Annotated in this window: 30 protein-coding genes; 14 read left to right on the forward strand and 16 right to left on the reverse strand. The window is 37.2% G+C overall.

Going from position 1 to position 26,069, the window contains the following annotated elements; translation table 11 throughout:
• Positions 1 to 52: 52 nt before the first annotated feature.
• Positions 53 to 442: a hypothetical protein gene (locus G6053_RS11300; RefSeq protein ID WP_165306487.1), complete on the reverse strand. Its 390-nt coding sequence runs from the start codon at positions 440 to 442 to the stop codon at positions 53 to 55.
• 74 nt (positions 443 to 516) lie between these two features.
• A complete protein-coding gene (locus G6053_RS11305) occupies positions 517 to 657 on the reverse strand; it encodes a hypothetical protein (protein ID WP_165306488.1) in 141 nt (46 codons plus the stop codon).
• A 781-nt stretch (positions 658 to 1,438) separates the two neighbouring features.
• Here G6053_RS11305 and G6053_RS11310 point away from each other — a divergent pair.
• On the forward strand, positions 1,439 to 2,347 hold the full coding sequence (locus G6053_RS11310; protein ID WP_165306489.1) for a hypothetical protein: 909 nt from the start codon (positions 1,439 to 1,441) through the stop codon (positions 2,345 to 2,347).
• Between the two features lie 128 nt (positions 2,348 to 2,475).
• Positions 2,476 to 2,718: a hypothetical protein gene (locus G6053_RS11315; RefSeq protein WP_165306490.1), complete on the forward strand. Its 243-nt coding sequence runs from the start codon at positions 2,476 to 2,478 to the stop codon at positions 2,716 to 2,718.
• Positions 2,719 to 2,890: 172 nt separating this feature from the next.
• Here G6053_RS11315 and G6053_RS11320 read toward each other — a convergent pair whose 3' ends face one another.
• The 3 genes from G6053_RS11320 to G6053_RS11330 all read right to left on the reverse strand — a co-directional run bounded on the left by G6053_RS11320 (position 2,891) and on the right by G6053_RS11330 (position 5,341).
• Complete coding sequence (locus tag G6053_RS11320) at positions 2,891 to 3,109, reverse strand: hypothetical protein (protein WP_165306491.1); 219 nt, start codon at positions 3,107 to 3,109, stop codon at positions 2,891 to 2,893.
• 376 nt (positions 3,110 to 3,485) lie between these two features.
• A complete protein-coding gene (locus tag G6053_RS11325; protein WP_165306492.1) occupies positions 3,486 to 4,481 on the reverse strand; it encodes an RES family NAD+ phosphorylase in 996 nt (331 codons plus the stop codon).
• A 197-nt stretch (positions 4,482 to 4,678) separates the two neighbouring features.
• On the reverse strand, positions 4,679 to 5,341 hold the full coding sequence (locus G6053_RS11330; RefSeq protein ID WP_165306493.1) for a hypothetical protein: 663 nt from the start codon (positions 5,339 to 5,341) through the stop codon (positions 4,679 to 4,681).
• 349 nt (positions 5,342 to 5,690) lie between these two features.
• Here G6053_RS11330 and G6053_RS11335 point away from each other — a divergent pair, with 349 nt between their 5' ends.
• The 5 genes from G6053_RS11335 (at position 5,691) to G6053_RS11360 (ending at position 10,499) form a co-directional block, all read left to right on the forward strand.
• Positions 5,691 to 5,885 carry a hypothetical protein gene (locus tag G6053_RS11335; RefSeq protein WP_165306494.1) on the forward strand — a complete coding sequence of 65 codons (195 nt, stop codon included), beginning with the start codon at positions 5,691 to 5,693 and terminating at the stop codon, positions 5,883 to 5,885.
• Entirely contained in the window at positions 5,882 to 8,338 is a 2,457-nt protein-coding gene (locus G6053_RS11340) for an AAA family ATPase (protein ID WP_165306495.1), read from the forward strand. Before G6053_RS11335 ends, G6053_RS11340 begins: the two co-directional genes overlap by 4 nt.
• A 70-nt stretch (positions 8,339 to 8,408) precedes the next feature.
• The gene (locus G6053_RS11345; protein ID WP_165306496.1) at positions 8,409 to 8,963 is read left to right on the forward strand and encodes a restriction endonuclease; all 555 of its coding nucleotides are present in this window, start codon (positions 8,409 to 8,411) and stop codon (positions 8,961 to 8,963) included.
• Positions 8,964 to 9,424: 461 nt separating this feature from the next.
• On the forward strand, positions 9,425 to 9,670 hold the full coding sequence (locus tag G6053_RS11355) for a hypothetical protein (protein ID WP_165306497.1): 246 nt from the start codon (positions 9,425 to 9,427) through the stop codon (positions 9,668 to 9,670).
• Position 9,671: 1 nt separating this feature from the next.
• Entirely contained in the window at positions 9,672 to 10,499 is an 828-nt protein-coding gene (locus G6053_RS11360; RefSeq protein ID WP_165306498.1) for an SOS response-associated peptidase family protein, read from the forward strand.
• Positions 10,500 to 10,529: 30 nt separating this feature from the next.
• On the opposite strand, the gene G6053_RS11365 is transcribed toward G6053_RS11360, so the two are convergent.
• The 6 genes from G6053_RS11365 to G6053_RS11390 all read right to left on the reverse strand — a co-directional run bounded on the left by G6053_RS11365 (position 10,530) and on the right by G6053_RS11390 (position 14,154).
• Positions 10,530 to 10,739: a hypothetical protein gene (locus G6053_RS11365; RefSeq protein ID WP_165306499.1), complete on the reverse strand. Its 210-nt coding sequence runs from the start codon at positions 10,737 to 10,739 to the stop codon at positions 10,530 to 10,532.
• Positions 10,740 to 10,831: 92 nt separating this feature from the next.
• Complete coding sequence (locus tag G6053_RS11370) at positions 10,832 to 11,605, reverse strand: DNA-formamidopyrimidine glycosylase family protein (RefSeq protein WP_165306500.1); 774 nt, start codon at positions 11,603 to 11,605, stop codon at positions 10,832 to 10,834.
• Between the two features lie 41 nt (positions 11,606 to 11,646).
• Complete coding sequence (locus G6053_RS11375) at positions 11,647 to 11,850, reverse strand: hypothetical protein (RefSeq protein ID WP_165309618.1); 204 nt, start codon at positions 11,848 to 11,850, stop codon at positions 11,647 to 11,649.
• Between the two features lie 192 nt (positions 11,851 to 12,042).
• On the reverse strand, positions 12,043 to 12,864 hold the full coding sequence (locus G6053_RS11380) for a hypothetical protein (RefSeq protein ID WP_165306501.1): 822 nt from the start codon (positions 12,862 to 12,864) through the stop codon (positions 12,043 to 12,045).
• A gap of 66 nt (positions 12,865 to 12,930) precedes the next feature.
• The gene (locus G6053_RS11385) at positions 12,931 to 13,287 is read right to left on the reverse strand and encodes a hypothetical protein (protein ID WP_165306502.1); all 357 of its coding nucleotides are present in this window, start codon (positions 13,285 to 13,287) and stop codon (positions 12,931 to 12,933) included.
• Positions 13,288 to 13,350: 63 nt separating this feature from the next.
• Positions 13,351 to 14,154: a LexA family transcriptional regulator gene (locus G6053_RS11390; RefSeq protein ID WP_165306503.1), complete on the reverse strand. Its 804-nt coding sequence runs from the start codon at positions 14,152 to 14,154 to the stop codon at positions 13,351 to 13,353.
• Between the two features lie 70 nt (positions 14,155 to 14,224).
• Here G6053_RS11390 and dinB point away from each other — a divergent pair, with 70 nt between their 5' ends.
• From dinB to G6053_RS11420, 6 genes are read left to right on the forward strand one after another with little or no spacing between them, the layout of a single operon-like run.
• Positions 14,225 to 15,376 carry a DNA polymerase IV gene (gene dinB, locus G6053_RS11395; RefSeq protein WP_206531929.1) on the forward strand — a complete coding sequence of 384 codons (1,152 nt, stop codon included), beginning with the start codon at positions 14,225 to 14,227 and terminating at the stop codon, positions 15,374 to 15,376.
• 15 nt (positions 15,377 to 15,391) lie between these two features.
• Positions 15,392 to 18,328, forward strand: a complete 2,937-nt coding sequence (gene dnaE / locus G6053_RS11400; RefSeq protein ID WP_165306505.1) for a DNA polymerase III subunit alpha — start codon at positions 15,392 to 15,394, stop codon at positions 18,326 to 18,328.
• A gap of 57 nt (positions 18,329 to 18,385) precedes the next feature.
• A complete protein-coding gene (locus G6053_RS11405) occupies positions 18,386 to 18,856 on the forward strand; it encodes a hypothetical protein (protein ID WP_165306506.1) in 471 nt (156 codons plus the stop codon).
• Positions 18,857 to 18,892: 36 nt separating this feature from the next.
• Positions 18,893 to 20,815 carry an AAA family ATPase gene (locus G6053_RS11410; protein ID WP_165306507.1) on the forward strand — a complete coding sequence of 641 codons (1,923 nt, stop codon included), beginning with the start codon at positions 18,893 to 18,895 and terminating at the stop codon, positions 20,813 to 20,815.
• Between the two features lie 9 nt (positions 20,816 to 20,824).
• Positions 20,825 to 21,862 carry a hypothetical protein gene (locus tag G6053_RS11415; protein ID WP_165306508.1) on the forward strand — a complete coding sequence of 346 codons (1,038 nt, stop codon included), beginning with the start codon at positions 20,825 to 20,827 and terminating at the stop codon, positions 21,860 to 21,862.
• 14 nt (positions 21,863 to 21,876) lie between these two features.
• Positions 21,877 to 22,557 carry a hypothetical protein gene (locus G6053_RS11420; protein ID WP_165306509.1) on the forward strand — a complete coding sequence of 227 codons (681 nt, stop codon included), beginning with the start codon at positions 21,877 to 21,879 and terminating at the stop codon, positions 22,555 to 22,557.
• Between the two features lie 22 nt (positions 22,558 to 22,579).
• Here the strand turns inward: G6053_RS11420 and G6053_RS11425 are convergent, their stop codons facing one another.
• From G6053_RS11425 to G6053_RS11440, 4 genes are read right to left on the reverse strand one after another with little or no spacing between them, the layout of a single operon-like run.
• A complete protein-coding gene (locus G6053_RS11425; RefSeq protein WP_165306510.1) occupies positions 22,580 to 23,011 on the reverse strand; it encodes a tetratricopeptide repeat protein in 432 nt (143 codons plus the stop codon).
• A gap of 13 nt (positions 23,012 to 23,024) precedes the next feature.
• Positions 23,025 to 23,795 carry an exodeoxyribonuclease III gene (gene xth / locus G6053_RS11430; RefSeq protein ID WP_165306511.1) on the reverse strand — a complete coding sequence of 257 codons (771 nt, stop codon included), beginning with the start codon at positions 23,793 to 23,795 and terminating at the stop codon, positions 23,025 to 23,027.
• A gap of 22 nt (positions 23,796 to 23,817) precedes the next feature.
• On the reverse strand, positions 23,818 to 24,075 hold the full coding sequence (locus G6053_RS11435; RefSeq protein WP_165306512.1) for a hypothetical protein: 258 nt from the start codon (positions 24,073 to 24,075) through the stop codon (positions 23,818 to 23,820).
• 13 nt (positions 24,076 to 24,088) lie between these two features.
• The gene (locus G6053_RS11440) at positions 24,089 to 24,271 is read right to left on the reverse strand and encodes a DUF3606 domain-containing protein (protein WP_165306513.1); all 183 of its coding nucleotides are present in this window, start codon (positions 24,269 to 24,271) and stop codon (positions 24,089 to 24,091) included.
• A gap of 186 nt (positions 24,272 to 24,457) precedes the next feature.
• Between G6053_RS11440 and ligD the strand changes: the two genes are divergently transcribed.
• Positions 24,458 to 25,390: a non-homologous end-joining DNA ligase gene (ligD, locus tag G6053_RS11445; RefSeq protein ID WP_165306514.1), complete on the forward strand. Its 933-nt coding sequence runs from the start codon at positions 24,458 to 24,460 to the stop codon at positions 25,388 to 25,390.
• Positions 25,391 to 25,411: 21 nt separating this feature from the next.
• On the opposite strand, the gene G6053_RS11450 is transcribed toward ligD, so the two are convergent.
• Entirely contained in the window at positions 25,412 to 25,969 is a 558-nt protein-coding gene (locus tag G6053_RS11450; RefSeq protein WP_165306515.1) for a hypothetical protein, read from the reverse strand.
• Between the last annotated feature and the right edge of the window lie 100 nt (positions 25,970 to 26,069).

Consider the following 26,069-nt stretch of genomic DNA (forward strand, 5'->3'; position numbering starts at 1 on the left):
CAGCTTTGGTGATCGAAGTAGGAAGAAATCTAATTCTTGGAATCGAAACATACTAATTATACTCGTTTAGTTTAGTTCTTCTAGTGAATATTTTTTTCAGGCATTTATTAAACATTTCATCTGTTATCGGTTTTCGAAGTATAAAATGTTCTCGCTGTTTGATGAAATTTGGATAATCTTCTGGAAGAAGAGCAGATGTCACAATAATATAAGGAATAGAGGTAAGGTACTCTTGTATTAGTTCGATATTTCCCCCCTTTATTCGTAAATCTAGAAAGAGCACATCTGTTTGTTTAAGGTCTTTGAGAAAAGAGTCAATCTCTTCAATATCATCAATCTCGCCAAGTAACTTTAAGAGTTTTTGATCTTTTATTAAGGATTGAAGATGCCGAGTTGCCAAAGGTTCATCTTCTATGATTATGCATCTCAAAGGCGTTTCCATTGTTAATAATTACAAAGCAAATATGTTTTTATCTTCTAATCGATTATGAAAGAATGATAAAAACATATTGCTAGTTAGAAGATCATACTTGAACTAACAGTTACACCTGTTCCTGTCATTTCTCCGATATCACCATAAGGTAAGTTTTCAACTATACAGACGGTTTGCACCTCCAATTCAAATTTTTCAAATACTTTCAAATCTTTTGTTTCCATAAATTTATTTTTAATTCAAGTCAAAATTCAGGTAACCATATGATGTAAAATAACTTTGTCGATAGGATTGGGATTTTTTAGGGTGAAGTGGCGATTTCTCAGGGTTAAGGTCTTTTATGGACGGTAGATTGCCTGTTATAACTTATTTAAATCTTCTTAGTTGTAAGTTTGAGAAAAAACAACCAAAATGATTGTATGTCGAAATAAAGACTTGACATGCTTAAAAGAGAATTGCAAGAAAAAACTATTCTTAAAAATCCAAAATAGGATTCAATTTTATAATACCAATTGTGTTGAGAAACTTTGTCGATCTTTCATTACATAACTTCCAATTTTTATGGGATGTACAACAAAAACTCATCTAGATTAAAGCTTAAGTTTTAAAATTTCAACCAGTTTTATTACCATTTGGTCGAATAGTCATTAGGTTATTGAAAATAGGATATAGATAAAGTCATATATTTATATTATGATATTAGCTATTTCTATTTGAAAGTATTGATTCACAAAATGATAAACAAGTTGAATTAATGAATGTCAATTAAATTAAGGAATTCCGTATGTCTATAATGAATTTTTAGAGGAAATCATAATATGTGGATTTACTATGCTATCAGATTAAACTGCAGTTTGTTAGTCTGTTGGTAATAACCAGGCCAACTGGTAGCTTTCTTGAGTTGAAAATAAGAACCAGACTTTCGATATCGTGGATGCTCGACGGAATCGATAATTGCTATGGACTTATTAAAGATTAGGGGGGGCTTTGAAAATTAAGTTATTTATGTCGAAGGAGCATCAGATAAAAGACGCCGTTCAATTTACAGAACGAACGACGGTTTCGAAAGAACAAAGCAGTATTCAATTATTTGATATCTTAGAAGAAGACGTGCTCAACAATAAACAATATTGTCAATTGTTATTGAATAAATTGCTCTTGGTTCCGTACGCAAAGCTGCCCGATTTTTTTTCTCACCACTGCCAGATCGCTTCAAATCCCTTAAAATGGCTTAACAAATTCGAGAAGCTAATCGCCGAAAATGAATACTTATTTATAAGCACAACCAACAGGGGGCGAATGATAAAATGTTACACGATCATCGAAAGGAAGCGGAAAGAGATCGAGCTAAACAATAATAAAAAATCAACAAAATTCCTAATACAATATATCAATGCGGGATGCGAAGCAAGGTGCTTTTCTTTCAAGGAAACTAGGGAAAAGGCAAGTGAGTTATCGAACTACACCGATAAGATCATCTTTTTGACCAAGGAAAAATATGATTATGAACAGGCTATTATTGATTTTATAAACCCCAAATTACCTGATTTCGCCATTCAATGTCAGAAAGAAATTGATCATATACAACAATTGAACTGCCTAACAAACGAATTCTCGGTCGATCAGATGCAGAGTAAAACAACCCCTCTGCCATTCAACAAACTAAAAATAAACTGCAACATCAACCAATTGGTGGATATATACTACCGATTGAGCAGGGAAATGCATACCAACGGTAGACCTATCATAGAAGGCAGTATAAGTGATTTAGCTACCGTTATTGTAAATTCCTTTGTGGATAAAGACGGTAGGGATTTAAGCCTCGAAACAGTAAAAACTGTGCTTACGCCATCCAAACACGATAAACGACCTAAAGACCATAAAAAAATAAACATCGATACAACCAACCTATAAAACTTGTCCTTAAAGACCTTTTCAGGACTTTTTGACTTTTTATGATCCGCGATTTTTGCATTTGAAGGCATGGTATCGGCTGATGCTGAAGTTGATTTCCGTGTAATTAATAATCAAAAATCAGCGTTATGAGCAATAATCCGGTAGCCTGGCTTTACGTCTTGGAAGAGGACTTACATCCACATGTATTGACCGCAAATGTAGAAAAATTTCTGGAATCATTTGATTATTCACTTAGTCTAAAAAATAATGCTAAGTCATGTATCCAATTTCTGCTCTTTCCTAAAGGGCTAAGCTATAACAAGAAAACTGATGAGTGTCGAACCACGAGAATAAATTTGCTCTTTTTGTATCTTTCTTATTTTCAGTAAATTATAACAAATAAAAAAAGAGGAATTCCAGAACTTGGGCTGAATTATTCCTCTTTTGAACATTGGGTACAAGCAAGGGGCGAAATGTCGAACTTTTTTCATGATTTAAAAGCTATAAAGGCCGTTAATAAATTTGTAAGGAGTAAAACTTAGGTGGGTTGCTAATGTTGATTTATGAAGTTAAATAGTTTCCTTTTAAATTTTCGAGAAGTAATGCTAACCACCGATCGGGTCCAATTTCATGGATCAAATTAGCATTTGCAGAGATCCATTGCTGTTCGGATATAAGCGGTTCATGATGGTCGGTAAATATTTCTGCGACAGTTTCCAGGCAATAAAACGGATTTGAGATTGCCATTTCAAATTCTTTTTTGGAAAAATTTTCAAACATATTATTGTTTTTGTTTATAAAAATGAGATTTTATTTGAACAACGTCACTAATGACTAAATTTCATGTAATAACCTGCTCCATTCAAAATAAGTAAAACTCTACTAATACCAGACAATAGAATCCGTTCTGAACATAAATTTAAGGTGTCAAACCTTGATGAATGTGTACAAGGGACATTCTTTGAACACTTTTTTGACTTCGCAGAAGCTCTAAATCGAATTTTTTTAGAATAATCGTGATACAATTTTTGTGATTGAATTCCGAAAATCAAAGTGGAGTTTCAGTATAAAATCCGTGAATCGAATACTAAAAAAATCAAGTGAAAGATTTTTTTGCTAAAGTTTTATTCATTTGCTGGCTATTCCAAATGGTTGATTAAAAAGCTGCTGGACCAAAATTGTATTTATACTCTACGTGTTTCAATATTAATCTGTTTATGCATTCAATACTAAGAAGCCCATTTGAGATTGGTCTTCCAAAAATTGCAATATTCTTAATTGTATCGTAAGATGTAGATACTTGGTTGAAATATGAAGGATATATTATTCCATCTAGCTTGCACTTAGATACGAAGATTGCAATATCCCTTAGAATTTCATAAGAATGACTTGGCGCTCGGAATAAGAAATGAATAGCAATACTAAGACTTTCAAATTCAGTCCCATTTTCGGCTATTGATTCCGATAAATCTAAAACGGTTATAGGTTTTGTTAAGGCTAGTTTAGCGAGATAAAGTTCATCTTCGACGGTAACACGAGATTCATGAAGGCAAATATCTAGGTCCTGAGATGCATAAAACACTGGAAAATTCTTTGAATCGAATCTGCCACATCCTAAATATCGGTCAGGTGGGCTATCGTATTCATTAAAATTTGAAGAAATACAAGGATTTTTTCTTAGTCGGTAAAAATTCGTTCCGTCAACTACCGTTGTTTTCGGAAATTCTTCTATTATTCTTCCAATCACTTTTTCTCTTGAATTTTTGTCTTGCAAATCTTTTAGCGGCTCTATCTCGCCAACCTTCCATAATCTTGGCCCATAGTGAAAAAATCCCACTTTGAGTTTTTCCGATATAAGTTCTAAGTCTTGCTCGAGCCATTTAGCAGGGGACAAATCTGACATTTTATAATGATGCTCATTGAACTGAATGGTGTTTGAAGCGCCGTATTCAGCCCGGAAAATTGAGCCATTCACAAAAAATATGTTTGCAAGTTCATTTAGATTGGAGTAATTGAGCTTTTTGCCTAATGTGCTTTGACAGTTTGGACAAGTCTTAGAATCAGACTTACCTAATTGTTCAGCTTCTAAACGCAATCCTTCATCAATAAAGCAGTTTGAACAAATTAAAGTTTCATAGAATGAATTCGTCATATTTAATTTTAATACAATTTAGGTAACCGATAAAATGCTGTAAAATCAACTATTTTACTACAAAAATTAGCGTATTCAACAAGACTTTTATTAGACTTTTCAAAAATTGCCGCTGTTGTATCTAGCTTAAACTTTTGAATCAAAATATTAAATAAAGAATTTATATAAGTATTAATTTGTTGAATGAATGCCTTATTTTAAGGTGTTTCCGTAACATCCCACTCTTTTGAGTGCTGAAGCGTTGCGTACATGGTACGAACGTTTGGCGGAAAAGTAAAATTCCTTCCTTGAGAATGATGGTTAGTTAATACCTCTCCTTGAGAGATCCTATCTGCTGCTGCAATCCAGAAGGAAGGTAGCAGGTTATAAATGGTAGTAGTATCAGGTAATGCTTGTTGCATAAATAAAGCTGATCCGGATCTGCTAACTCCAATACTGTATTTGTTCTTCTGAATTCCGGGGCTGGCCTTTATGGCCAAATCGTGAATTTTCGCATCTTTAATAGAAGCAGAGAAATAAGGGCGGTTATTTTCTATATCAAATACTGTGTAGTTACCATCATTAGGGCTACACGGAACACCATCTTCGGTATAGCAAATTATTCCCTGTGATAAGAAAGGGAGATTATTATAAACAAATGAAAATTCATCTGTCCAGGAAAATACCATTCTCGACCCGTTGCGTAATCTAACAGGTGAAGCTAACCATGCTAGAGAATGTATCTCATACGGTTGTGCGTTTAATCGCTGGTAAATGTAAACGTATTGATCAATTCCGGATTCATTAGTGCACACCAGCCTATAATTCTTTTGAGGGGGCAGGTTTCTTTCCGCTGCAAAGTTTTCTCCAGGGTCGTTCATACAGACAAATTTATTAGTTATTTCTTAATGGTTACTGACTTATCGGCATCAGGTAAATATAATAAAAGTAGTAGCCATCTTCTGCTTATTCCTGTAACAAAAAGAATTTATTGCCTGCCAGGACGTATGTTTGGTTGTAAATGTTAGAGGTTTAAAATCTAGGTGGAAATGCACTTAAATTAATTTCGGAGTTTGAATAATTCCTTTCCAAAAGATTGTACCGCTTTATAAATTTTATTGAAGTCAATTCACATATCATTAGGTTAGTTAAATTTCGTTATATTTATATCGATAATGCTCTAAAAGTCATTTAACCGATATATTTAAAATAAAATCTTCAATATTGTATATGGAACAAATCGTGCAATCTAATTCTGAAGAGATAGATATTCCTAAAAGAATTTTCAGTCAACTGATACAAGAACTAACCAAGAAAGATGTCCCACAATCTGTAATAGATCAGTTGAAAAAAACCATCATTACTGAACAGGATTTTTCAGAAAAAGCACTTCGTTTAGCATTAATATCTAATTCAGAATTATGATACTTGTAAATAAAGTAGAGGTATTTGAATTCCGGGGTATTAGGCACCTTGAAATTGATTTCAAGAAAAAGAATTTTGCAATTTGTGGCAAAAATGGCACAGGAAAAAGTGGTATTGTTGATGCTTTAGAATTTGGCTTAACAGGTGATATTTCAAGACTTGCTGGAAGCGGGACTGGAGGAATTTCTCTGAAAGAGCATGCACCGCATGTTGACAGCCGAAGTAATCCTGCTAAGGCTAAGGTCAAAATAAGTGCCTATATTCCATCTTTGAACAAAGATGTCTTAATAGAAAGAAATGTTAGTGACATAAACAATCCTCTAATTAAACCGGCTACTCCAGAAATACTTGCTGTTATTAAAGAGGTTGCAAATCACCCGGAATTTACCTTATCTCGGCGTGAACTCATCAAATATGTTATTTCTACACCTGGTGATCGTGCTAAAGAGGTACAGGCCTTGTTGAGATTGGAAAAGGTAGAAAACCTTAGGTCTACTTTACAGAAAATAGCAAATGCAGACAAAAAGGATATTGCGCCAATAAAACGGCAGAGAGACGATGCAAGAGCACAATTAATAACTGCTCTAAACATTACAGAATTTACTTACGAAAGAGTATTGGAAGCTGTTAATGAGCGACGTATAATATTAGGCTTATCTGCGTTAACAGAACTTAATGCCAAAACTTCATTGAGAGATGGGTTAGCAACATCTGTTTCCGGCAAATCTTCAAATTTAGCTAAGTCTGCAGCAATCAATAGTATAAATAAAATAAAGAACACAATTGTTGCATATAAAAATCTCAGATCTGAAAATGATTTAAAGGAGATTACTTCAAGTATTGAAGCTCTTAAAGATGATGATGAAGTTTTAAAAAGTTTAAATAAGGAAGGTTTTTTAAGGGAAGCACTGACATTTATTGACTCTGATTGCTGCCCATTATGTGATACAGAAATAGGTATTGATGAATTGGCACAGATTCTTAAGACTAAACTCAAAAAATTTGAGGGGATCACTGTTAAACGTGCTTCAATTGTTACAAAATTAGAACGTTATATTCAAGAATTGAGGCAACTTCATACGGACATCAGAGAAGTTAAAGATTTGGGAGCATTATTGAATCCGGTTGTAGAAACACTAAAATTCGATGAATACCTCGCAAAAATTGAAGAAACTGGAAAAAAAATCAAAATATTTTTACCAATCGAAGAATTACTTGAATGTTTAGAAACATACGGAATAGTTCCTGGCGAAGTAGAAAATTTAATTTCTGATTTAGAGAAAAGAGTTAAAGCAATTCCTGACCCTTCCAAGCAGGATGGTGCTCGAGAGTACCTAATTATTGCGCAGGAAAAACTTGAAATGTACCGTACAGCTTCGGCCAGTTTAAAAAAAGCAGAAGATAAATCAGCATTAAGTTCCAAGGTTTTTGATACATATGGAATTGTGGTGACTCAAACGCTTGAGGATTTGTATAGAGATGTTGAATCTCATTTTATTGACCTCTATCGCTTTATCAATAGCGATGACGAATCTGCATTTACGGCACAACTTACTCCCTCAATCGGCAAATTAGGGTTCAATGTCGATTTTTATGGTCGAGGTTATTTCCCTCCAGGTGCCTATCACAGTGAAGGACATCAGGACGGTATGGGCTTATGTTTATATTTGGCCCTAATGAAACATATTTTAGGTGATAATTTCAAATTTGCAGTTCTTGATGATGTATTGATGTCGGTTGATACGGGGCATCGTCGTGAAGTTTGCAGGTTATTGCGCGAAAAGTTTCCAGATACTCAATTTATATTGACTACACATGATGAAGTTTGGCTGAAACACATGAGAACGGCAGGACTTATTCAATCAAATGGTCAATTGCAATTTCGAAAATGGGATGTTGATCATGGCCCAAATGAGTGGAACGAAAAAGATGTTTGGGGAGAAATAGATGACTATTTGGTGAAGAACGATGTTAGAAGCGCAGCATCATTACTTAGGCATTATCTTGAATATATATCTGCTGATGTTTGTCATAAATTGAGGGCGCGTGTTGAATTTCGTGGCGATGCCCAATTTATGCTTGGTGACTTATTGCCTTCTGCCACTTCTCAATTTACGAAACTTCTGGACGAGGGTATTAAAGCCGCAAATTCATGGGGTAAGTCTGACTTAGCTGAAAAAATAACTTTGCAAAAAAATGGCTTTAGAGCTTTAATTACAAACTCACAGGTTGAACAATGGCAGACTAACGCAGCCATCCACTACAATGAATGGGCAAATTTTGAAAGAAAAGATTTTGAGCCTGTAGCTGCATCATTCAAATCGTTAGTGGCTGGTTTCTGTTGTACGGATGAAAGTTGTAATTCATTATTGTATTTAATCCCAGATCGAGGTGAGAGGAATACCCTAAGATGTGCTTGCGGAAATTTCAGCATTAATTTAAAAAAGAAGTAACTGTCAGCGGTTGGCTAGTGCCTCAATGATAGCTTATAGTAAAATAGTTTTTGATTAAAACAATATAATTATGGCGCTGAGAAGAATTTCAGAAATTGAGTTTGAAGGGTATAATTTTACTAAATCCCCAACTTTGATTGGGCTTGTTGAGGAAAAATTTTGGTTTGCAGATGACGAAGCGAATATTATCTCAACGGTACTTCTCGACCTTATTGATAAAGATTGGAGCTATATGCTTATGGCCCTCGAAGAAGATGGCATATACCGTCCGGAGGAATTTGCTGTTTCACTTGCAACAGCGGAAGAAGCAACAGCTAAGGTTCAGGATAAGATGAAAGAGATTGCCAAGACTGGGAAAATAAATAAGGATATCTATAACTCAACTTTATTTGATAAAAAATCTCCCATTATAATTAATAGTATCGATGAGGAAGTGAAAAGATTCTTCAAGAAATATCCACATAAACTCTACGATATTTCTCCTAGAAAATTTGAAGAGTTGATCGCTAGCATATTGGAAGATTTAGGCTTTAGCGTTGAATTAACTCAAGCAACACGTGATGGAGGAAGGGATATTATTGCTCATATAAAAAAATGCCGTAACAGATTTTTTAGCGTATGTTGAGTGCAAAAAATATGCTCCTGATAACAAAATTGACGTTGGTATTATAAGACAAGTAACAGGTGTTCATTACTTGGAAAAACCTTCCAAAAGCATTATAGTGACGACAAGCTTCTTTACAAAAGACGCGCAGGATGCGGCAAAGAAAATTGAACAGCAATTAGCATTAAAGGACTACAATGATTTAAAACAATGGCTCGAAAAATACTAAATAATGCTATATGCAAAAATATAATAATCGGAATTGTAAGGCATTTTAGTCAACTCGAAATTTAGGTATTCCCCTATATAAACTCCCATTTTTTCCAAATCTTCAAATACTGGCGATAATTATTGCTTCCAAGCCAAGATTCAACCATTTTGCCAAGCCGATACAGAAAGATTGTGGTAAATATAAATAAATCAGACTTCTTGCTAATATGTCCAAATGATAGTATATTGGTAAATATTTGAATATTAATGTAATGGGTAATTTACTCGGTAACGGAAGGTTTGAATTAGAAGTCGATGGGGTAAAGATTATTGTTACGGAACACACTGTACAAGATCAGCAGGTATACCGCCTGATCTTCGATGATAAACGCTCTCCTTTGGTTATCACAAGAGCTGTCACCTGGCATGGAGATTTGTGGACTAGTTTGCCACAAGGTAGACAGGAAGAAGCGGAAAAATTTGGTAAATTAGTGTCAGAATACTTAAATCGAAAGTAATATGTGCTATTATAACGGGCAAAGAGTATCACGCGCGGAGTTTATTCGGCTGATGGCATTGGAGAAAGCTGTGATGAACTACGATTTTTTAGATCAGGAATTACATGATGGATTTTCCTATGGTAAGATCGCAGTGTTAAGACCAACAGAAGATAAATGCAACTTTGATATCGTCCAGATGGAATGGGGGTTCATCCCGTCCTACGTTAAAAACAGAGAGGAGGTTGCAAAAATGCGTAATGGCTATAAAGATACTCGTGGCCAATGGCACAAACCCTATATTACACTTAATGCAAGAGGAAATGAGTTGCTGCAGATTGACGAATCTACTGGTAAAGAAAAAGTTTATAGGAAAGCTGCTTTAGATAGGAGATGCTTGATCCTCTCAAGTGAATTCTACGAATGGCAGCATATCTATCGTAAAAACAAACGTACAGGAGAAGATCTTAAAACACCGGACAAATATCCATACCATATCGGGCTAAAAAACAAGGAATACTTTTTCATTGCAGCTATATGGCAGAATTGGACCGATAAGGAAACCGGCGAGACCGTCGATACCGTTGCTCTGGTGACAACTGATGCGAACTCATTAATGAAGCAAATTCATAACAGCAAAAATCGGATGCCGACCATGCTGCCGGATGAATTAGCCTGGGAATGGATGATGGAAGATTTATCGGAAGAAAGGATTACGGAATTGGCAACTTATCAGATCAGTGCAAAAGAAATGGAGGCCTATACTGTTGAAAAAGATTTCAAAACCACCGGAACTCCAGGGAAAGCATTTGTATACGCCGAAGTACCTGAGCTTACTTATGAAGTATAGATAAAAACGCCGTGGCACTATGCCACGGCGTTAAGCCAGATACGAATCAATTTCGGAAGCAATTTCCTCTAAAAGTTCCTGTTCTACATCTGGAGGATCTATTGCCTCTAATCCATTTCCTGTGCCGCCGAAAAGAACTTCTTTTCCCTCAACTTCTGTTGTAAAGAATAGGCTGTCCTCTTCAATGTGTGGTTTTATTAAATAGGCCGTACTTCTTACGGTTACTTCAAAATAATCCATAGATTCTTTTTTTGAGTATAACTTTGTTCGATTGTGAATTGTTTTATTCTGTGATGTCAAAAAAAACAACAGCGATCGTGCCAGGTATGGCATCAATTAAAAAGTTCCTGCTCACTTGTATAATAAGTGCTTCTGCCACCAACTTTCATTTGCAAAATCTCGTTCCCCTTTTTATCAGTCTTTGCGTTTTTATTGTGAACCTTCATGAAATCCCTGATCTCGCCGCTTATGATATCGGGATGCTCTTTTAAGATTTGTTTTTCTGCATTTTCAAGTACATCCTTCATCACCTTTGCCAGCTTATGAACTTGCTTTGCAGGTATTTTGTTGGCGACCGAAAGCGGTGAAATTCCCGCAGCATAGAGAATCTCATCTGCATAGGCATTACCGATACCGCCGATAAGATTTTGGTCCATTAGTAATGATTTTATTTTTGCTTTACTCGCCTGTAAAATTTCGAAAAGGTACTTTTCTGTAAGTTTAGACGAAAGCGCATCAATACCTTCTGCGGTTCCCGGGTTTAATTCAATATTGGCCATCTTTTGGAAGTCGGTAATGGAAAGCGTTTGAGCGCCTTTGAATTTAAGCGATACCAATGCGTATTTTGGATTTTTATCCTCCGAATAAACCAATTTTCCGTGTAGCATTAAATGCACCGATAAAACGGAATCTTTGCCAAAATCAAAAAACAGCCGCTTGCCCTCCCTATAAACTTTGGCCAGTTTTTTATCGACCAATGATTGCAGTTCCTTTTCGCTCACTTTTATTTTTTGTTTGTTATGGAGAACGATGCTTTCAAGGGCTTTGTCTTTAAGCATTTTTGTAAGGTTTTTGCTGAAAACCTGTAGGTCTGGTAACTCTGGCATAGGGTTTCGTTTAAAATATGGTCATAATGTAGGTCGTAAAATCACTCCTTATATTGCTGCCTCCCTTTATTGTTTTCCGCTTCTTTTTTGAAATGCTCTCTTGCTCTTTTCAGACCGGTCGCAATAGCAATCCCTTCTTCCATACCTTCCTCCAGCAATGCGTTTGCAATTTCTGTCGCCTTTTCCCGGATTTTCAAAGGCTGATTTTTATAGGAAGGTGGATAATCTCCATTGTACCAAGGCATAGTTCCTCCTTTTCTAAGGGGAACAACTTTCAATAAAGATTGGTTTAAATATAGTAGTTGGATAGTGTACTAGTGCCGTAAGCATGAAATCGTAAATTGTACCTACAAATTTCCAATGTCCTACAAATTTTCTCATTATTGATTGACCTTAAACCGACACTGTATTATTCGCTCAAAAAATCATTCCACTGTTTAAAAATTTTTTGAAAAAGTATAATTTGCAGTTCTGCCTTCGTGGTAAGGCCTAACTTTGGTAATAATAAGTTTGGAATTCCTGTCAGCCGAACAATAAGTTCTCACGAAATCTTGACATTCTTCAGAAACGATTTTCTTTTTATTTTCTTTTATTGACGATTCGATCAATTTCTTAGCTGCTGAAAAAGTTAGGTCGCCTATTTCTTTTGTTGTTTCAAAGAAACATCTACTATTGTCTGGTTTCGATGATGGTAAGTTTTGTTTGTACTGATAACTTATTTTGCCCTCTTTGCTTCTCTTCATTTTCCTATTAAAATGAAAACGTTTAAGCCCAGCGCGATCCTTTATATAAACTGTTTGAATATCTATAATTTCATTACCTACTACACTGTCTTTGTATTCATAAAACCATTCAAAACTGTCATCATATGTATTAGTCGCTCGGTAATCTTTCATCCCATAATATCGGGGCCTTTCCAAGCTATCGTATAGGGTTCTGTAAATCATACTTAATTTTCTACCATCAAAGTGTTTGGATACACTATCTTTTCCTTTATCACCGAAATATTGAATGTTCGTATATTGGTTATTGCTGTACTTTGATCTGGATACACTTTTTACAATCGTTGCTTTAGGGTTCTTAAAGACAACCGTACTATCTTTAAAATATACTATTAGGCTATCCCCGTATCCATAGGTAAACGAATACCACTTTGTAATACTTCCTGTAGGAATAGCTTTTCCTTCGACAATAAAACTTTTTTGTCCGTATACGTCAACCGTTAAAAACAAAAGAAATACAAAAAGGTAGCGCTCCATCGTTAACAGTTTTATGGGATTAAAAATAATGTAAATGAAAGTGCAGGAATTCCAAGTGAAGATGTACTAATTTATTCTCGATCTATGGTCTTTATCTATGTTATTGTTTTCCCAGGCTAAATACCCACTAAAAAATATCCAAGCTGCATTCATAACTTCCGTAGGATTAAGTCCAAGAATTCCACAATTGTCTTGCGTAAATATGCCGACCCAATGCTCTTCTTCTTGGTCATTCCTGGCGTGTATAAAAAGATTACTCTTCTTGTCCAGATCAAAATCCTCAAAATCATCAATAAGTAAAAACTCTATAAGGGATAGCGCATTTACCGCGTAAACCCAGGTACGTTGATCATGAAACGATCCATCTTTTACAGGGATTTCGCAAAGTAAAAAATCTGGCTTGGTATAGTCTTGGATTCCCACGTTTCTCGATAATTTAGATAGTCAAATTTAGGAAACTTAAGTAGCTTACAAACCAAGATCTACTCATATTTTCCCTTTCAAATATTTCACGTCGTTTCGAATCTCGTTGATCAGCGTCTGAACTTGTTTAATATCGCTGGTCGCCTCCGGCATCTTCTTGCTCTGGTAGCTGTGGAACTGCCATATTTCCAATACATCGGGAATCTCCACTGTGTACGGCTTGAATTCCGGGTTAAGGGATTCCAGCAAGAACAGGTGCTCTTCCATTGTTACAAATTTAAAAACGAAGTCCTGGGCATCATTTAAAATCAAAATACAGGGCGTTTGGGGCTTAATTTCGCGCCAATCTTCCACATACCTACAAATTACCTCACAGCCGGAGGGAAGCGGCAGCATGGAGTCCCCAGTTATCGGAAACATACGAAACGTCCCGCCGGGTAGATTCGGTAAAGTAAATTTGGGTAAAGCCGCGATAAATTCCGGATCGGCATGACCGGCTAAATATCCGGCCTTTGCTTTGATTGGAACATATTCGAGGTTTTCTTTATTTTCCGCATTTACAGTTACCGCCAAAAGTCTCAATTTCTTTCCTGAGACATATTCAAAACCGCCAGTCTCCCGCTCCCGTAATTCAAAATCACTCCATTGGGTAAGGTCAGATTTGACCAGGTCATCTAAAGAAAATTTGAAAAAGGCAGCAATTTTTAAAAGATCTGCCAATGGTGGATTCCCCGTTTTACCGTTTTCCATCGCTGTATACTTGGCGCGGGTGAATCCCAACAGTTCCGCCTGCTGCGCCTGGCTGTATTTCCGGCGTGTCCGTAGCAATTTTAAATTACTGTGGAAAAAAACTTTTGCGTCTTTCATTTTGTAATGTTATTATTAGTGACATTCATTTTGTTACTAATAATGACAAATGTAGTAAATTTTTGTGGAGATGGAAAGGCAAATAATACATTGCGACCTGGATACCTTTTTCGTATCGGTCGAGCGACTTTTAAATAGCGATCTTATCGGTAAACCGGTTTTAATTGGCGGCAGCTCTGACCGCGGTGTTGTTGCTTCCTGTAGTTACGAAGCCAGAACTTATGGTATCCATTCTGCTATGCCGATGCGGCTGGCACGGCAATTATGTCCGGAGGCAATTTTGGTGAGGGGCGACCATGATCTTTACTCGAAGTACTCAAATATCGTCACAGAGATCATTGAACAGCGGGTTCCGCTAGTCGAGAAAGCTAGTATTGACGAGCATTATATTGACATGTCCGGTATGGATAAATTTTTTGGTACCTGGAAAATGACCCAGGAACTAAGACAGCTTATCATTAAAGAAACCGGGCTACCTATTTCATTTGGTTTATCGGCGAATAAAACCGTAAGTAAAATAGCAACTGGCGAAGCAAAGCCCTGCGGAGCAAAAAAAGTTGACCGGGGCACTGAAAAGCCTTTTCTCGCCCCATTGTCGATCAGGAAAATACCAGGTATCGGTGAAAAGACGTATCCGACTTTAAGAAATATGGGTATTTCAAAAATTATCACCCTGCAGCAAATGGATGTATTTGCAATGAAACGCGTCATGGGTGACAATGGCGTATCTATTTGGAAAAAAGCAAATGGGCAGGATGATAGCCCGGTTGTACCCTTCCATGAGCAGAAAAGTATGAGTAAGGAAACAACTTTTCAGGCGGATACCATTGATATGACTGTGCTGCGTAAAACAATGCTTTCTATGGTCGATGAACTGGCCTTCGACCTACGAAAAGAAAATAAGCTGACTTCCTGCATAACAGTAAAGATCCGTTACAGCAACTTCGATACGCATACACAGCAAATGAAAATACCGTTTACGGCATCCGAGCGGGTGATCTCTGAAAAGGTAATAAGTATCTTCCACAAACTGTACAGCCGGCGGATGTTGATCCGCCTTATCGGTGTTAAGTTTAGCAATTTAATCCAAGGAAGCTATCAAGCAGATCTTTTTGACGATACGTTGGAGGACCTTAACTTGTCGCGCGCAATGGATCACATAAGAATACGTTTTGGTTCAAATTCAATAATCAGAGGTTTTGCATTACCAGAGAAGGGATAGAAAGGAGGGAAGGAAATGGTATTGAATCTACATAGTAATTTTAGTTTAAGGTATGGTACCTTAAGCCTGGATCAGATCATCGAAGGGATGCTTTTATGTGGTTATGATACCGCAGTGCTCACCGATATAAACAACTCGTCCGCCACGTTAGATTTTGTGAAAAAGTGCAAGGCTGCAGGGCTCAATGGTCTAGCAGGAATGGAATTTCGTAATGGAGATCAGCTGCTGTATATCGGTATTGCAAAGAATGCCAGAGGTTTTCAGGAACTCAATGAATTAATGACAAAAGCTAATCGGGATGATACAAAACTTCCGCTGGCAGCACCTGAATTCAATAATGTGTTTGTAATATACCCTTATGGCGCAATTGATGTCAAAGGTTTACGGGATAATGAGTACATTGGCATACGGCCCGCTGAGCTCAACAAGATAGCTTTGGAGCCCGCGTCCCATCAGGAAAAGTACGTTATTTTGCAAACGGTATCGTTCCGAAAAAACGATTACAAACTGCATACCCAACTGCGCGCTATCTCGCATAATCTTCTTATCTCACAATTAGAACCTCACCAGGTTGGCAGACAGGATGAGGTCTTTTTGACCAAAGTGCAACTGCTCAATGCTTACAAGCAATTTCCCCGGTTGATCAGTAACACGAATAAGCTTTTAGGCCAATGTTCTTTTGATTTTGATTTTAAAAAGATAAAGAACAAAGAGACTTTTACAGGGAACCGGTATGACGATAAACAGTTGCTTCAAAAATATGCGATGGACGGTCTGAGAAGAAGGTACGCCCCTGAAGATAAAGTAGCACGGGAGCGGGTTTTAAAAGAACTGGATATTATCGACAATTTGAATTTTTCCAGCTATTTCCTGATCACAGATGATATTTGCAGATATGCAAGGAGCAGGGATTTCCATTATGTTGGCCGCGGAAGCGGTGCTAATAGTATTGTGGCTTATTGTTTGGGTATTACAGATGTTTGTCCTATCGAACTCAACCTTTACTTCGAAAGGTTTCTTAACCCTAAACGCCAAAGCCCGCCGGATTTCGACGTTGACTTTTCATGGAATGAACGCGATGAAATGTATGACTATATTTTTCGCCGTTACCAGCGCGGCCATACTGCATTGATGGGGGCAATGAGTACGTTTCGTGATCGCTCGATCATCAGGGAACTTGGAAAGGTATATGGTTTGCCAAAAGGGGAAATCGATCGTATGGTCAATGAGCCGGAAAATATGCTCAACAAGAATGAGGTCACCAACATGATTCTTTCCGTATACAACCAACTGGTAGATTTTCCGAATCAGCGGACCATCCATGCCTCGGGGGTCTTAATCTCTGAACAGCCACTTACCTGTTATTCTGCGCTCGATTACCCTCCAAAGGGCCTTCCGACCATGCAGTTTGATATGTATGTGGCGGAAGATATCGGATTTGAAAAATTTGATATCCTGAGCCAGCGTGGCATTGGTCATATTAAAGACTGCAGGGAGATCATTAAGATCAACCGGGGCGAAGTAGTGGATACTTCTAATCCGAGACGGTTCTTTAACGACCCGAAAATTGCCGATCAGCTGCGGTCAGCTAATACAATAGGATGTTTTTATATCGAGTCGCCTGCAATGCGGCAATTGATAAGTAAACTGGATTGTGATAATTATCTTACACTGGTAGCGGCAAGTTCGATTATACGGCCAGGGGTCGCCAGCAGCGGTATGATGAAAACCTATATCGAGCGTCATAAGAACCCGGATAAGGTACAGTATCTCCATCCTGCATTCAAGCAGGAGCTGGAGGATACCTATGGCGTCATGGTTTACCAGGAAGATGTAATGAAGATTGGGCACAGGTTTGGTGGGCTGGATTTGGCGGATGCCGATGTTTTGCGTAGGATGATGAGTGGCAAATACCGGAACAAAAATCACATGGCAGAAATAGAGGATAAATTTTTCTCCCATTGTAAGAGTAAAGGCTATCCTGAAGAAATATCCCGGGAGGTTTGGCGCCAGATGGAATCCTTTGCCGGTTATTCTTTCAATAAAGCACATTCCGCATCTTTTGCAGTTGAAAGCTATCAAAGCCTATTTCTGAAAACTTATTACCCGATAGAGTTTATGGTAGCAGTACTCAATAACTACGGGGGATTTTATAACAGGGCTGTTTATGTGAATGAAGCGAAGCGTGCTGGGGGGACAATTAATTTACCTTGCGTAAATCAGAGCGTATTCCTTACCTCGATACAAGGTAAAGACGTGTATTTGGGCTTTGACTGCATTCTGAACCTGGAAGGAAAAATAAGTGAAAGGATTGTGGAAGAAAGGATCGTAAATGGCACGTATGGTAGTCTTGAAAATTTCGTACTCCGTACTGGTGTACAACTCGAACAACTGATTATCCTGATCCGTTGCGGTGCCCTCCGGTTTACCGGTGTGCGAAAAAAAGAATTGCTTTGGGAAGCACATCTCATGCTCTCGGAAAAACGAAAAGATACTGGCAGTGCCATGTTGTTCGAAAGTATGATGACAAAGCCCGTATTGCCGACACTAGACCACCATATCCTAGAAGATCTTTATGATGAAATTCAACTCTTAGGATTTTGCGTATCAGGAAGTCTGTTCGATATTGCAAAATCGGATTATAGAGGGAGTACTGACGCCAAATCACTGAAAAATATGGAAGGGCAAATCGTCCGTATTGTTGGTGAACTTGTAACCTACAAAACCGTCCCGACCAAAAACGGCACGCTCATGAAATTTGGCACTTTGCTCGATGTTAGGGGTGATTTTTTCGATACCGTCCATTTCGCTCCTTCATTGAAAAAATATCCGCTTTACAGTTCTGGTCTGTATTTAATTGAAGGCAAGGTGGTACTTGATTTTGGTTGTCCTGCAATTGAGGTTTATAAATGTGGGCGAATGCCTATGAAGCTGGACCCAAGAAGTGTATAAAAAACAAATATTTTTATTTGTTTCAAAAACTGAATTGTGCTTAAACTTTTTTTGTATGTGACAAAATTTTATATTTTTGGTAATAGTTTAAAGTATCTAATTCTTAACCTAGGATTTAAAAAATCAAATTATCAAAGAATTATGGAATCATTAAAGGATTTGATTTCTATTTTATCCGCTTCGCTAGCGCCTATAGTTGCGATTTTCGGGATATTATATACGAAAAAGAATTTTGATTTATCCAGGCGGAAAAGAAAAGATGAGCTCTTCGATAGGCGATATAAATTTTTGAAAGATTTTGAAAAACTATGGAAGAGTACAGGCTCTGAAAGTAAGGGAGCGACAAGAATGAGTCTTGAGTGGGATGAAATTGAACCCTTTGCTCAGGAAGCTTATTTTTTATTTGGGAAGGATATTGCAGATCATATTCGCAGCTATCAAGGTAAAAGCTTTGATCAAAACCTCCCTTGGGTACCTGACTCTGAGTTAGCTAAACCCTTTCATAAATATCTCTGTTTTGAGAATTAATAAAATGTAATTATTGCTTAAATAAAGTTTCAACAAATGGAAATCCTTTATACTTGGATAGAAAAATATAAAAATATAATTGAACAGGGTTTTAATTTTTCATCACGATATTTCTTCAACACAGTCGATATTAGTGAAAACAAATATGATCAAAAAATTAGTATCACAGTGACTGAAAATGAAAATTATGTAGAAGACTTTTTCGAGTTGCCACAGATTCAAAATGTGACTGCAGTAATAGGCCAAAATGGTACTGGAAAATCGAATATCTTAGATTTTATAAAAAAGTCTTTTCCTAATGGTTACAATAGTCTGACTGCTCCAGCAATTGTTATATTAAAGTTTAGTGGACAAAATTCCACCAGAAATATAGTTTGCCATCCGAACAATTTAAAAGTTGAGTTAACAGGCAAAACTGAAAATTTTGACATCATTGAATATGATCGCGATTCATTGGATATTGCTGAATCTCTACCCCATGGTTTCAATTTTTATGAAAACTCCTATCTGTATTATTCAAATATTTTTGATATAAAAACCGAGGAACCACCAATGAGCGGGCTAATTGATTTGTCTACAAATAACTTGATTCGAGAAGAAAAAGATAATGAAACATTGACCTATTTAAAAACCTTGCCTAAAACAGGAACCGGAGATATTTCTAGCGAAAACTTTAAAATGAAAGCAGATAGCTATGACTTGTTTAAAAGCAATGAAATTCGTAGGAATTTAGATTTTGTGATATCAGAGGATAGCAATTTGATAAATTTTCCGCTTCCATCCAAGTTGTTCATAACTATTTTATTGTCGGATATACGGTATTTAAAATTGGAAACTGATGAGATTTTAAATAAATTATTTAAGGACTATTTTATTCAAAAATTGGAAGCAGAACGGGGAAATCCAGAGCAGTATTTTTTGAACGAAATGTATTTGGCTGCATTTTTAAACTTTATAGTCAAGGATAGAGCATTTACAAGTCCAGGACCATTAATTGATAATGTAGGAGCTCCAGATTTCGACATACCATTAATGCGCTTTGTTAAAGACTTTTTCAAATCTATTGGCTCCGCGAAATTCCACTCAGATGTTTATGGTGATGTTGATATCAATTTCTTAAAGAAGTATTCTGAGGACATTTTATCCTTCCTTAATATGGTTGAAGACCTTATAGAAATACGTTCATTAGAAATTATAAGGGAGTCTTTTGATAGCCATCGCTATGTTGGTATCATGCCAATTTTATGGGATAATAAAGAGATTGGAAACCGAGTAAATATCATAGAGAACTTTCTTTCACAGTATACACAGGTTAAGGGATTTACTGATTTTATAGAACCAAGTTGGCGGAACCTTAGTTCAGGAGAGCAGTCATTTCTAAACTTGCTGTCCAGGTTCCATTTTGCTAAGTCAAAAGTTGCTGATTCAAAAAATCTTGTTATTCTAATAGATGAGGGTGATGTATACTTTCATCCTCAATGGCAAAAGCAATATTTTAATCTGGTTTTAAATTATCTGTCCAGACTTTACGCAGATAAAAAAATACAATTGATTTTCACGACAAACACACCTTTTCTATCTTCTGACCTACCGAAAGACAATTTAATATTTATTGAAAAAACAAGCACTTCCGGGATTAGGGTCTTATCACCTTTGAATAATAAGGAAGAGACATTTGCCGGCAATATTCATACACTGTATGCTGACGCTTTTTATATGAATGGTGCAGTAATCGGAGAATTTGCCAGCAAAAAAATAAACGATATAATTAACTATATCAAAACGGGAGAGGTTGCTATATCAAAGCATAAAAACTATAAAAAGACTCTAAATCTAATTGGCGAAAAGGTTTTAAAATTTAAACTAGAAGACATGTGGATAAAAGCATTTAATGGCTACGATGAAATTCAAATTCTCCAGCAGCGAATTAAAGACATTGAGGACCAAATGGAAAAATAATATTCAAAAATGATTAAAATAGGGAAAACGATACCTGAACTTGATGCTCTCGCACTGAATTTTTCACAAATGCTGGAAAAGGAATTTTCTATTACGAATAATCTTCAACAAAAAATTGATTCCCTGCCAGCAGGAACGCACGAACGACAATTTTATACAGACCTTCAGTCTCAAATGCCAGAACTTTTAACCGGGCAACCTAGTAAACTTAGGGATATAATTAAAATGGTTAACAAGAGTTTTGAAGTTATTGTATATAGTCGATGGAAGGCGCAAGAAAATGATAAAAACTCTTTGGAAATAAAAAGTATAAAGAAGAGGTTTTCCGATGAGATTAAAAAGATTTTTAACTATAGTGGATTTTCTAGCAATAAGGATTTAGCATATAAACACTGCGAAGACTTAGGAGTAACAGTTTGTCTTTACTGTAACATGAATTATACACTAGCGGTGAGCGGCGATGATGGTGGCGTCGCCCGCCCGGATTTTGACCATTTTTTTAGTCAATCTGATTATCCTTATCTGGCGGTTTCATTTTATAATCTTGTTCCAAGTTGCCTTACTTGTAACAGTAGATATAAACATATTAAAGAGTTCACCATAGAGGATAACATACACCCATTTATAGAAGGGTCAGATAAATTAAGGGTTTTTCGTATTGGTGTAGATTCGATCGAATTTCTTGAAGGTAAAAAAGATTTTCAAATTACAATAGAGTCGACTGATAATAGACATCCTGACGACAGACGTATAAAAAATAATCACGACATATTTCATATATTAGAAAATGCCCAATTCCACAAAGCTATCGTTGGTGAGTTAATAAAAAAAGCATACATGTACTCGGACCTTAAAATGGGTGAATTATTAAATTCATATAAAATCGGTAATGAGAAGCTCTTTAAAGACCCTGATGAAATTAAAGAAATAATATTTGGGAACTACATTTCAGATGAAAAACTTCACTTACGACCACTGTCTAAATTAACTAGGGATATCTGGGATGAATTAAGAATTACTGCGATGAATAGAAATATAAAAATATAACTCCGCTCTAAAGAATGGATAATAAAGAAAAGTATATTATAGACTACAGTGAGATGGCGCATTTTAAAGGAATTCGAGTTTCATTCGAACATCTGGAAGAAGGCCTGGATTATGCCCAGGAAAATGGAATTAAAGAGGTATGTGTATGGACGGATGGCGATTGGAGCAAACAGGTCATCAGTTTTGACTTCCTGAGAGGCCGTGATTTTATTGAAACTTTTCACTGGCTTGTTCCTATGTCCAAAAAGTCAAACATCGACGGACTGAAATACCTATATGGGCTTAAAAACCTCCGCTGGAGTGCTGCGGGCGATTTTAAACTTGACCTTTCCATTTTCCCAATGTTGGAACAACTAAATATAAGTTATGGTCCGAAAATAAATGGATGGGGACAAGTTAAGTTAAAGCGGCTACAAATTGCGGCTTTAAAAACAGAAGATCTATCCTTGTTAGAACAGGCCCATAACCTGGAATACCTGCGTATAATCGGTAGTTCTATAGTTACCATATCAGGTATTGAAAGGTGTCAAAAGCTAAAGACCCTATTCCTGCAAAAGTGTACGCAGCTGAGAGGTATTAAAACAACGATTTCTGAATTACATGAATTGGAGCAGCTAAATCTTGAAGGTTGTAAAAACCTCGACGTCGAAAAGGAATTAGCTGGGATTACGGTCAAACATATTTCTATAATTTAAAGACGATAAATCCTGCTTACTTCTATTTTACAGAACTTTTCTGAGGTTTATTACTTTGCGTAGCGAGCTTTTTGCGCGCGGTTTCCAATCTTTTCCGCCAAGCTAAAACCTGCGGTTCTTCATGTACCGGTAGACCCTTTTCATTAATAAGTCCCATACTTTTTGCAAGCTTCAAACTAATGTCGGCAGAGCCACTATGATCTTTTTCCCATCGCTGCCGTTCGTCAGCGATTTCCTGTTCATAAGATTGGAGTGCTTGCCCGATGAGATCAATTTCTTTTTTATATTCTTTCTGTCTCCTAAATAATATCATTAGCCGATTATAGGCCGCCGAATAAGTGGGCGCTCGTTTTATGGCCGCGCTATATGATTTTACGGCCTCTTTGGCCTTGCCTTCCTTTTCTAAAGAAAGCCCTTGCTCGACCAACTCTTTTAATGATAATTTTGATGCCATCCTTGGTAATAAATTAATCTTTCAGGGTGATCCAGGTTGGAGCATGATCACTGGATTTTTCCCATCCTCTAACATGTTTATCTACTCCACCTGTTGCCAAGCGCTTTGCTATGACCGGGCTAAGTAGAATATGATCCAGGCGAAGGCCTGCATTCCGATCATAAGCATGACGCAGATAATCCCAAAAAGTATACACGGGCTCCGAAGGGAATAACGTGCGTATTGAGTCTATCCAACCTTGCTTTAAAAGGAGTTTGAAGGCTTTTGTTACCTCAATACGGAAAAGTGCGTTGTCGATATATTTCTGCGGTTTATAGGTGTCCAGCTCTGTGGGCATGATGTTAAAATCCCCGATTAGAATAACAGGAACCTCCATTTTTATAAGTTTCCTGGCTCTTCTATGCAGTCTTTTTAACCATGCCAATTTGTAATCGAATTTAGGGCCAGGGTATGGATTACCGTTAGGAAGGTATAAGCAGCAAATTACTGTTTGCTTTACAATTACTTCGAGGTACCTGCTGTGTGTATCTTTATCATCGCCTGGCAACCGATTGGTGATTTCTGTAATTTCGTGCTTGGAAAGGACAGCCACCCCGTTCCAGCTCTTTTGCCCAACCCAGACTCCGTGGTATCCTGCATCACTTATTGCTTTGAATGGAAATTTTGCCTGCGGGGCTTTTAATTCCTGAAGACATACAATATCTGGCTTCGCTTCCTTCAGCCAGCGGATAAGTACCGGCAATCGTCCGTTAATTCCATTGATGTTGTAGGTTGCAATCTTCATGCTGAGCGGTTAAAATTCGATATTATTTTAGACGGCCATCGCGATGCTGTTCCGTATCGAGAATAAGCAATAGTTTTGCAATTGCCGGCTGGCGCCATTGCTCAGGCATATCACCTAATATAAATTCGAGATCTTCGTCGATAAAGAATTCAAAATCCCCCGAAGTTATACGGGCAAACTGACCGACCTCGTTATTATCTCCAATCTCGAAATTAAATATCCATTGGTCCCCTGTATCTAAAGTTACAGGAACATCGTCGTACCTAGCAATCGTTGCCATAGCCAAGAGTTTTTTAATCCTTCTTTTTCAGATATTTTTTTATCTTTTCCCGATCGTTTCCGACTGCAGCAATAGCTGCTTCTACATCCTGGCGGCTTACTCCAAGTTCTCTTACGAGATAGTCGATTTCATACGGTTCTCCACCGGCCACCTTATTTCTATCCCTTGCATCTTTTTTGTTTTTATTGTCTGTCATGTTCATGTGTTTTTAAAGGGAACAACCTTGGTAAAGAATAGTTGAGCGTTTTTTATATTCATTAACATTTTGACTCACCATATATTTTTTTGTTCGGGAGAGGTAGATTGCTGAATTGGGGGATATGGTGGGCGCTTCAGAGAGAACCAAACTCTACCGGCAGATGTTTATCAGGAAAACTGAGTTATGAATAAGATGCCGGAACATATTAAACCAATGCTGTGCACGCTTACAAAAGAGCCGATGGATAGCGATGAATATTTGTACGAAATTAAATGGGATGGATACAGGATTGTCTCTTTCGTAAAAAACGGAAAAGTACATATGGATTCTCGCAGCGGCCTAAACTACACCACAAAGTATCCATTGATTGAAGAGGCACTAAAAGGTCTCGGACATGATGCTATTATTGATGGAGAAGTTGTTGTTTTTAATGATGAAGGTAAGCCGGACTTTGATTCCCTTCAACTCTATAATGGCAGTGAGATGCCGATATCATACGCCGTTTTTGATCTGCTGTGGCTGGACGGAAATGACCTTCGCGAGTTTCCTTTAGTTGACAGAAAAGAACTGCTTAAGAAACTCGTTTCTAAAGACAAAATATTCCGCTTCAGTGAAAGCTTTGATAATGGTCCAGCCCTGTACGAGAAAATGCTTGAATTAAATCTTGAAGGCATTGTCGCCAAGAAAAAAGACAGCGAATACAATGATGGTGAAAGAGGATACAATTGGTTGAAAACGCCGACGAAAAAACGCCAGGAGTTTGTTATTGGAGGCTGGGCAGAATCCGATAAAGCCAGGTCCTTTAAAAGCTTACTGTTCGGCGCCTATGAAAACGGAAAACTCGTATGGATCGGTCGCAGCGGCGGAGGTTATAAGCAAAGTGAAATGCCGGGCATATTAAAAAAACTTCAGGCCATCGAAACAGAAGATTCTCCTTTTGCTAACAAAGTACTTGATACTAAAGGAGCCAAAATTCATTGGGTAAAACCACAGTTGGTTGCCAACTTCGAGTTTGCGACCTGGACGAAAACCGGCAGAATACGTAAGCCTGCGACGTTCCTTGGCTTTCGTCAGGATAAAAAGCCAAAACAGGTGGTAAGAGAGGTGCCAAAATAAACTGCGGCAATTAAATATCTTTTACGCCAACTCTAACTCTAAAAGTTTAGTAACTAAACCCTGATCGTTTTCGAGGAAAACAACTACATAATCAAAGGCATTCGCTTGGAGCCACCTTAAATCGCGAAATTCACCGTGAATGGTTTCAATCCTGCCATTTTCATTAAAAACAAATTCATCTTCGAAATCGACGCTGGAATTGCAGCAAAAGTATATGCGGAAATAGTCAGCACCGTGGTTATCGATATATTCCGAAAAGATTGGCTCCGAGTATTCCTTCTGCTCTACCATTAGGCTTTCGTATCCGTGTTTACGCTCATCAAAGATTACAATGTCTTTGCCACCTTTTTCTTCCGCATATATCACCAAAGGTATATTTCCTACAGGCCCAAGGACACCATCCTCATATCTCATCCCGCTAAACCGTATTTTAAATTGATCATTACCACATGCAGGATCAATAATTTTTAATTTTATTTTCAATGCTTGCAGCCATTGTCTACTGATTTCAATCGGAAATTCGTTCGAAGAAATTTCTTTCGAAAACGGTGAGAGATGTTCTGGAGCGATGTGGCGCATATCTTTTAAGACAGTTAATTGTTATTAAGTTACCAATTATTTTGCAGTAGGAGAAATCCTCGCCATGCGCTATAAGCAAGGCAGGTCAATGTTATCCTGT

This window comes from Sphingobacterium sp. DR205 (genome assembly GCF_011064245.1).
Classification (GTDB): Bacteria; Bacteroidota; Bacteroidia; order Sphingobacteriales; family Sphingobacteriaceae; genus Sphingobacterium; species Sphingobacterium athyrii.

What these genes read in the sequence shown, in the direction of transcription:
- G6053_RS11415 (WP_165306508.1), top strand. Translation starts at nt 20,825, where the DNA reads ATGATTAAAATAGGGAAAACGATACCTGAACTTGATGCTCTCGCACTG.
- G6053_RS11305 (WP_165306488.1), bottom strand. Translation starts at nt 657, where the DNA reads ATGGAAACAAAAGATTTGAAAGTATTTGAAAAATTTGAATTGGAGGTG.
- G6053_RS11380 (WP_165306501.1), bottom strand. Translation starts at nt 12,864, where the DNA reads ATGGAGCGCTACCTTTTTGTATTTCTTTTGTTTTTAACGGTTGACGTA.
- G6053_RS11390 (WP_165306503.1), bottom strand. Translation starts at nt 14,154, where the DNA reads ATGAAAGACGCAAAAGTTTTTTTCCACAGTAATTTAAAATTGCTACGG.
- dinB (WP_206531929.1), top strand. Translation starts at nt 14,225, where the DNA reads ATGGAAAGGCAAATAATACATTGCGACCTGGATACCTTTTTCGTATCG.
- G6053_RS11320 (WP_165306491.1), bottom strand. Translation starts at nt 3,109, where the DNA reads ATGTTTGAAAATTTTTCCAAAAAAGAATTTGAAATGGCAATCTCAAAT.
- G6053_RS11425 (WP_165306510.1), bottom strand. Translation starts at nt 23,011, where the DNA reads ATGGCATCAAAATTATCATTAAAAGAGTTGGTCGAGCAAGGGCTTTCT.
- G6053_RS11410 (WP_165306507.1), top strand. Translation starts at nt 18,893, where the DNA reads ATGGAAATCCTTTATACTTGGATAGAAAAATATAAAAATATAATTGAA.
- G6053_RS11365 (WP_165306499.1), bottom strand. Translation starts at nt 10,739, where the DNA reads ATGGATTATTTTGAAGTAACCGTAAGAAGTACGGCCTATTTAATAAAA.
- G6053_RS11340 (WP_165306495.1), top strand. Translation starts at nt 5,882, where the DNA reads ATGATACTTGTAAATAAAGTAGAGGTATTTGAATTCCGGGGTATTAGG.
- G6053_RS11360 (WP_165306498.1), top strand. Translation starts at nt 9,672, where the DNA reads ATGTGCTATTATAACGGGCAAAGAGTATCACGCGCGGAGTTTATTCGG.
- dnaE (WP_165306505.1), top strand. Translation starts at nt 15,392, where the DNA reads ATGGTATTGAATCTACATAGTAATTTTAGTTTAAGGTATGGTACCTTA.
- G6053_RS11315 (WP_165306490.1), top strand. Translation starts at nt 2,476, where the DNA reads ATGAGCAATAATCCGGTAGCCTGGCTTTACGTCTTGGAAGAGGACTTA.
- G6053_RS11420 (WP_165306509.1), top strand. Translation starts at nt 21,877, where the DNA reads ATGGATAATAAAGAAAAGTATATTATAGACTACAGTGAGATGGCGCAT.
- G6053_RS11435 (WP_165306512.1), bottom strand. Translation starts at nt 24,075, where the DNA reads ATGGCAACGATTGCTAGGTACGACGATGTTCCTGTAACTTTAGATACA.
- G6053_RS11370 (WP_165306500.1), bottom strand. Translation starts at nt 11,605, where the DNA reads ATGCCAGAGTTACCAGACCTACAGGTTTTCAGCAAAAACCTTACAAAA.
- xth (WP_165306511.1), bottom strand. Translation starts at nt 23,795, where the DNA reads ATGAAGATTGCAACCTACAACATCAATGGAATTAACGGACGATTGCCG.
- G6053_RS11355 (WP_165306497.1), top strand. Translation starts at nt 9,425, where the DNA reads ATGGGTAATTTACTCGGTAACGGAAGGTTTGAATTAGAAGTCGATGGG.
- ligD (WP_165306514.1), top strand. Translation starts at nt 24,458, where the DNA reads ATGAATAAGATGCCGGAACATATTAAACCAATGCTGTGCACGCTTACA.
- G6053_RS11335 (WP_165306494.1), top strand. Translation starts at nt 5,691, where the DNA reads ATGGAACAAATCGTGCAATCTAATTCTGAAGAGATAGATATTCCTAAA.
- G6053_RS11300 (WP_165306487.1), bottom strand. Translation starts at nt 442, where the DNA reads ATGGAAACGCCTTTGAGATGCATAATCATAGAAGATGAACCTTTGGCA.
- G6053_RS11330 (WP_165306493.1), bottom strand. Translation starts at nt 5,341, where the DNA reads ATGAACGACCCTGGAGAAAACTTTGCAGCGGAAAGAAACCTGCCCCCT.
- G6053_RS11440 (WP_165306513.1), bottom strand. Translation starts at nt 24,271, where the DNA reads ATGACAGACAATAAAAACAAAAAAGATGCAAGGGATAGAAATAAGGTG.
- G6053_RS11450 (WP_165306515.1), bottom strand. Translation starts at nt 25,969, where the DNA reads ATGCGCCACATCGCTCCAGAACATCTCTCACCGTTTTCGAAAGAAATT.
- G6053_RS11310 (WP_165306489.1), top strand. Translation starts at nt 1,439, where the DNA reads ATGTCGAAGGAGCATCAGATAAAAGACGCCGTTCAATTTACAGAACGA.
- G6053_RS11375 (WP_165309618.1), bottom strand. Translation starts at nt 11,850, where the DNA reads ATGCCTTGGTACAATGGAGATTATCCACCTTCCTATAAAAATCAGCCT.
- G6053_RS11345 (WP_165306496.1), top strand. Translation starts at nt 8,409, where the DNA reads ATGGCGCTGAGAAGAATTTCAGAAATTGAGTTTGAAGGGTATAATTTT.
- G6053_RS11325 (WP_165306492.1), bottom strand. Translation starts at nt 4,481, where the DNA reads ATGACGAATTCATTCTATGAAACTTTAATTTGTTCAAACTGCTTTATT.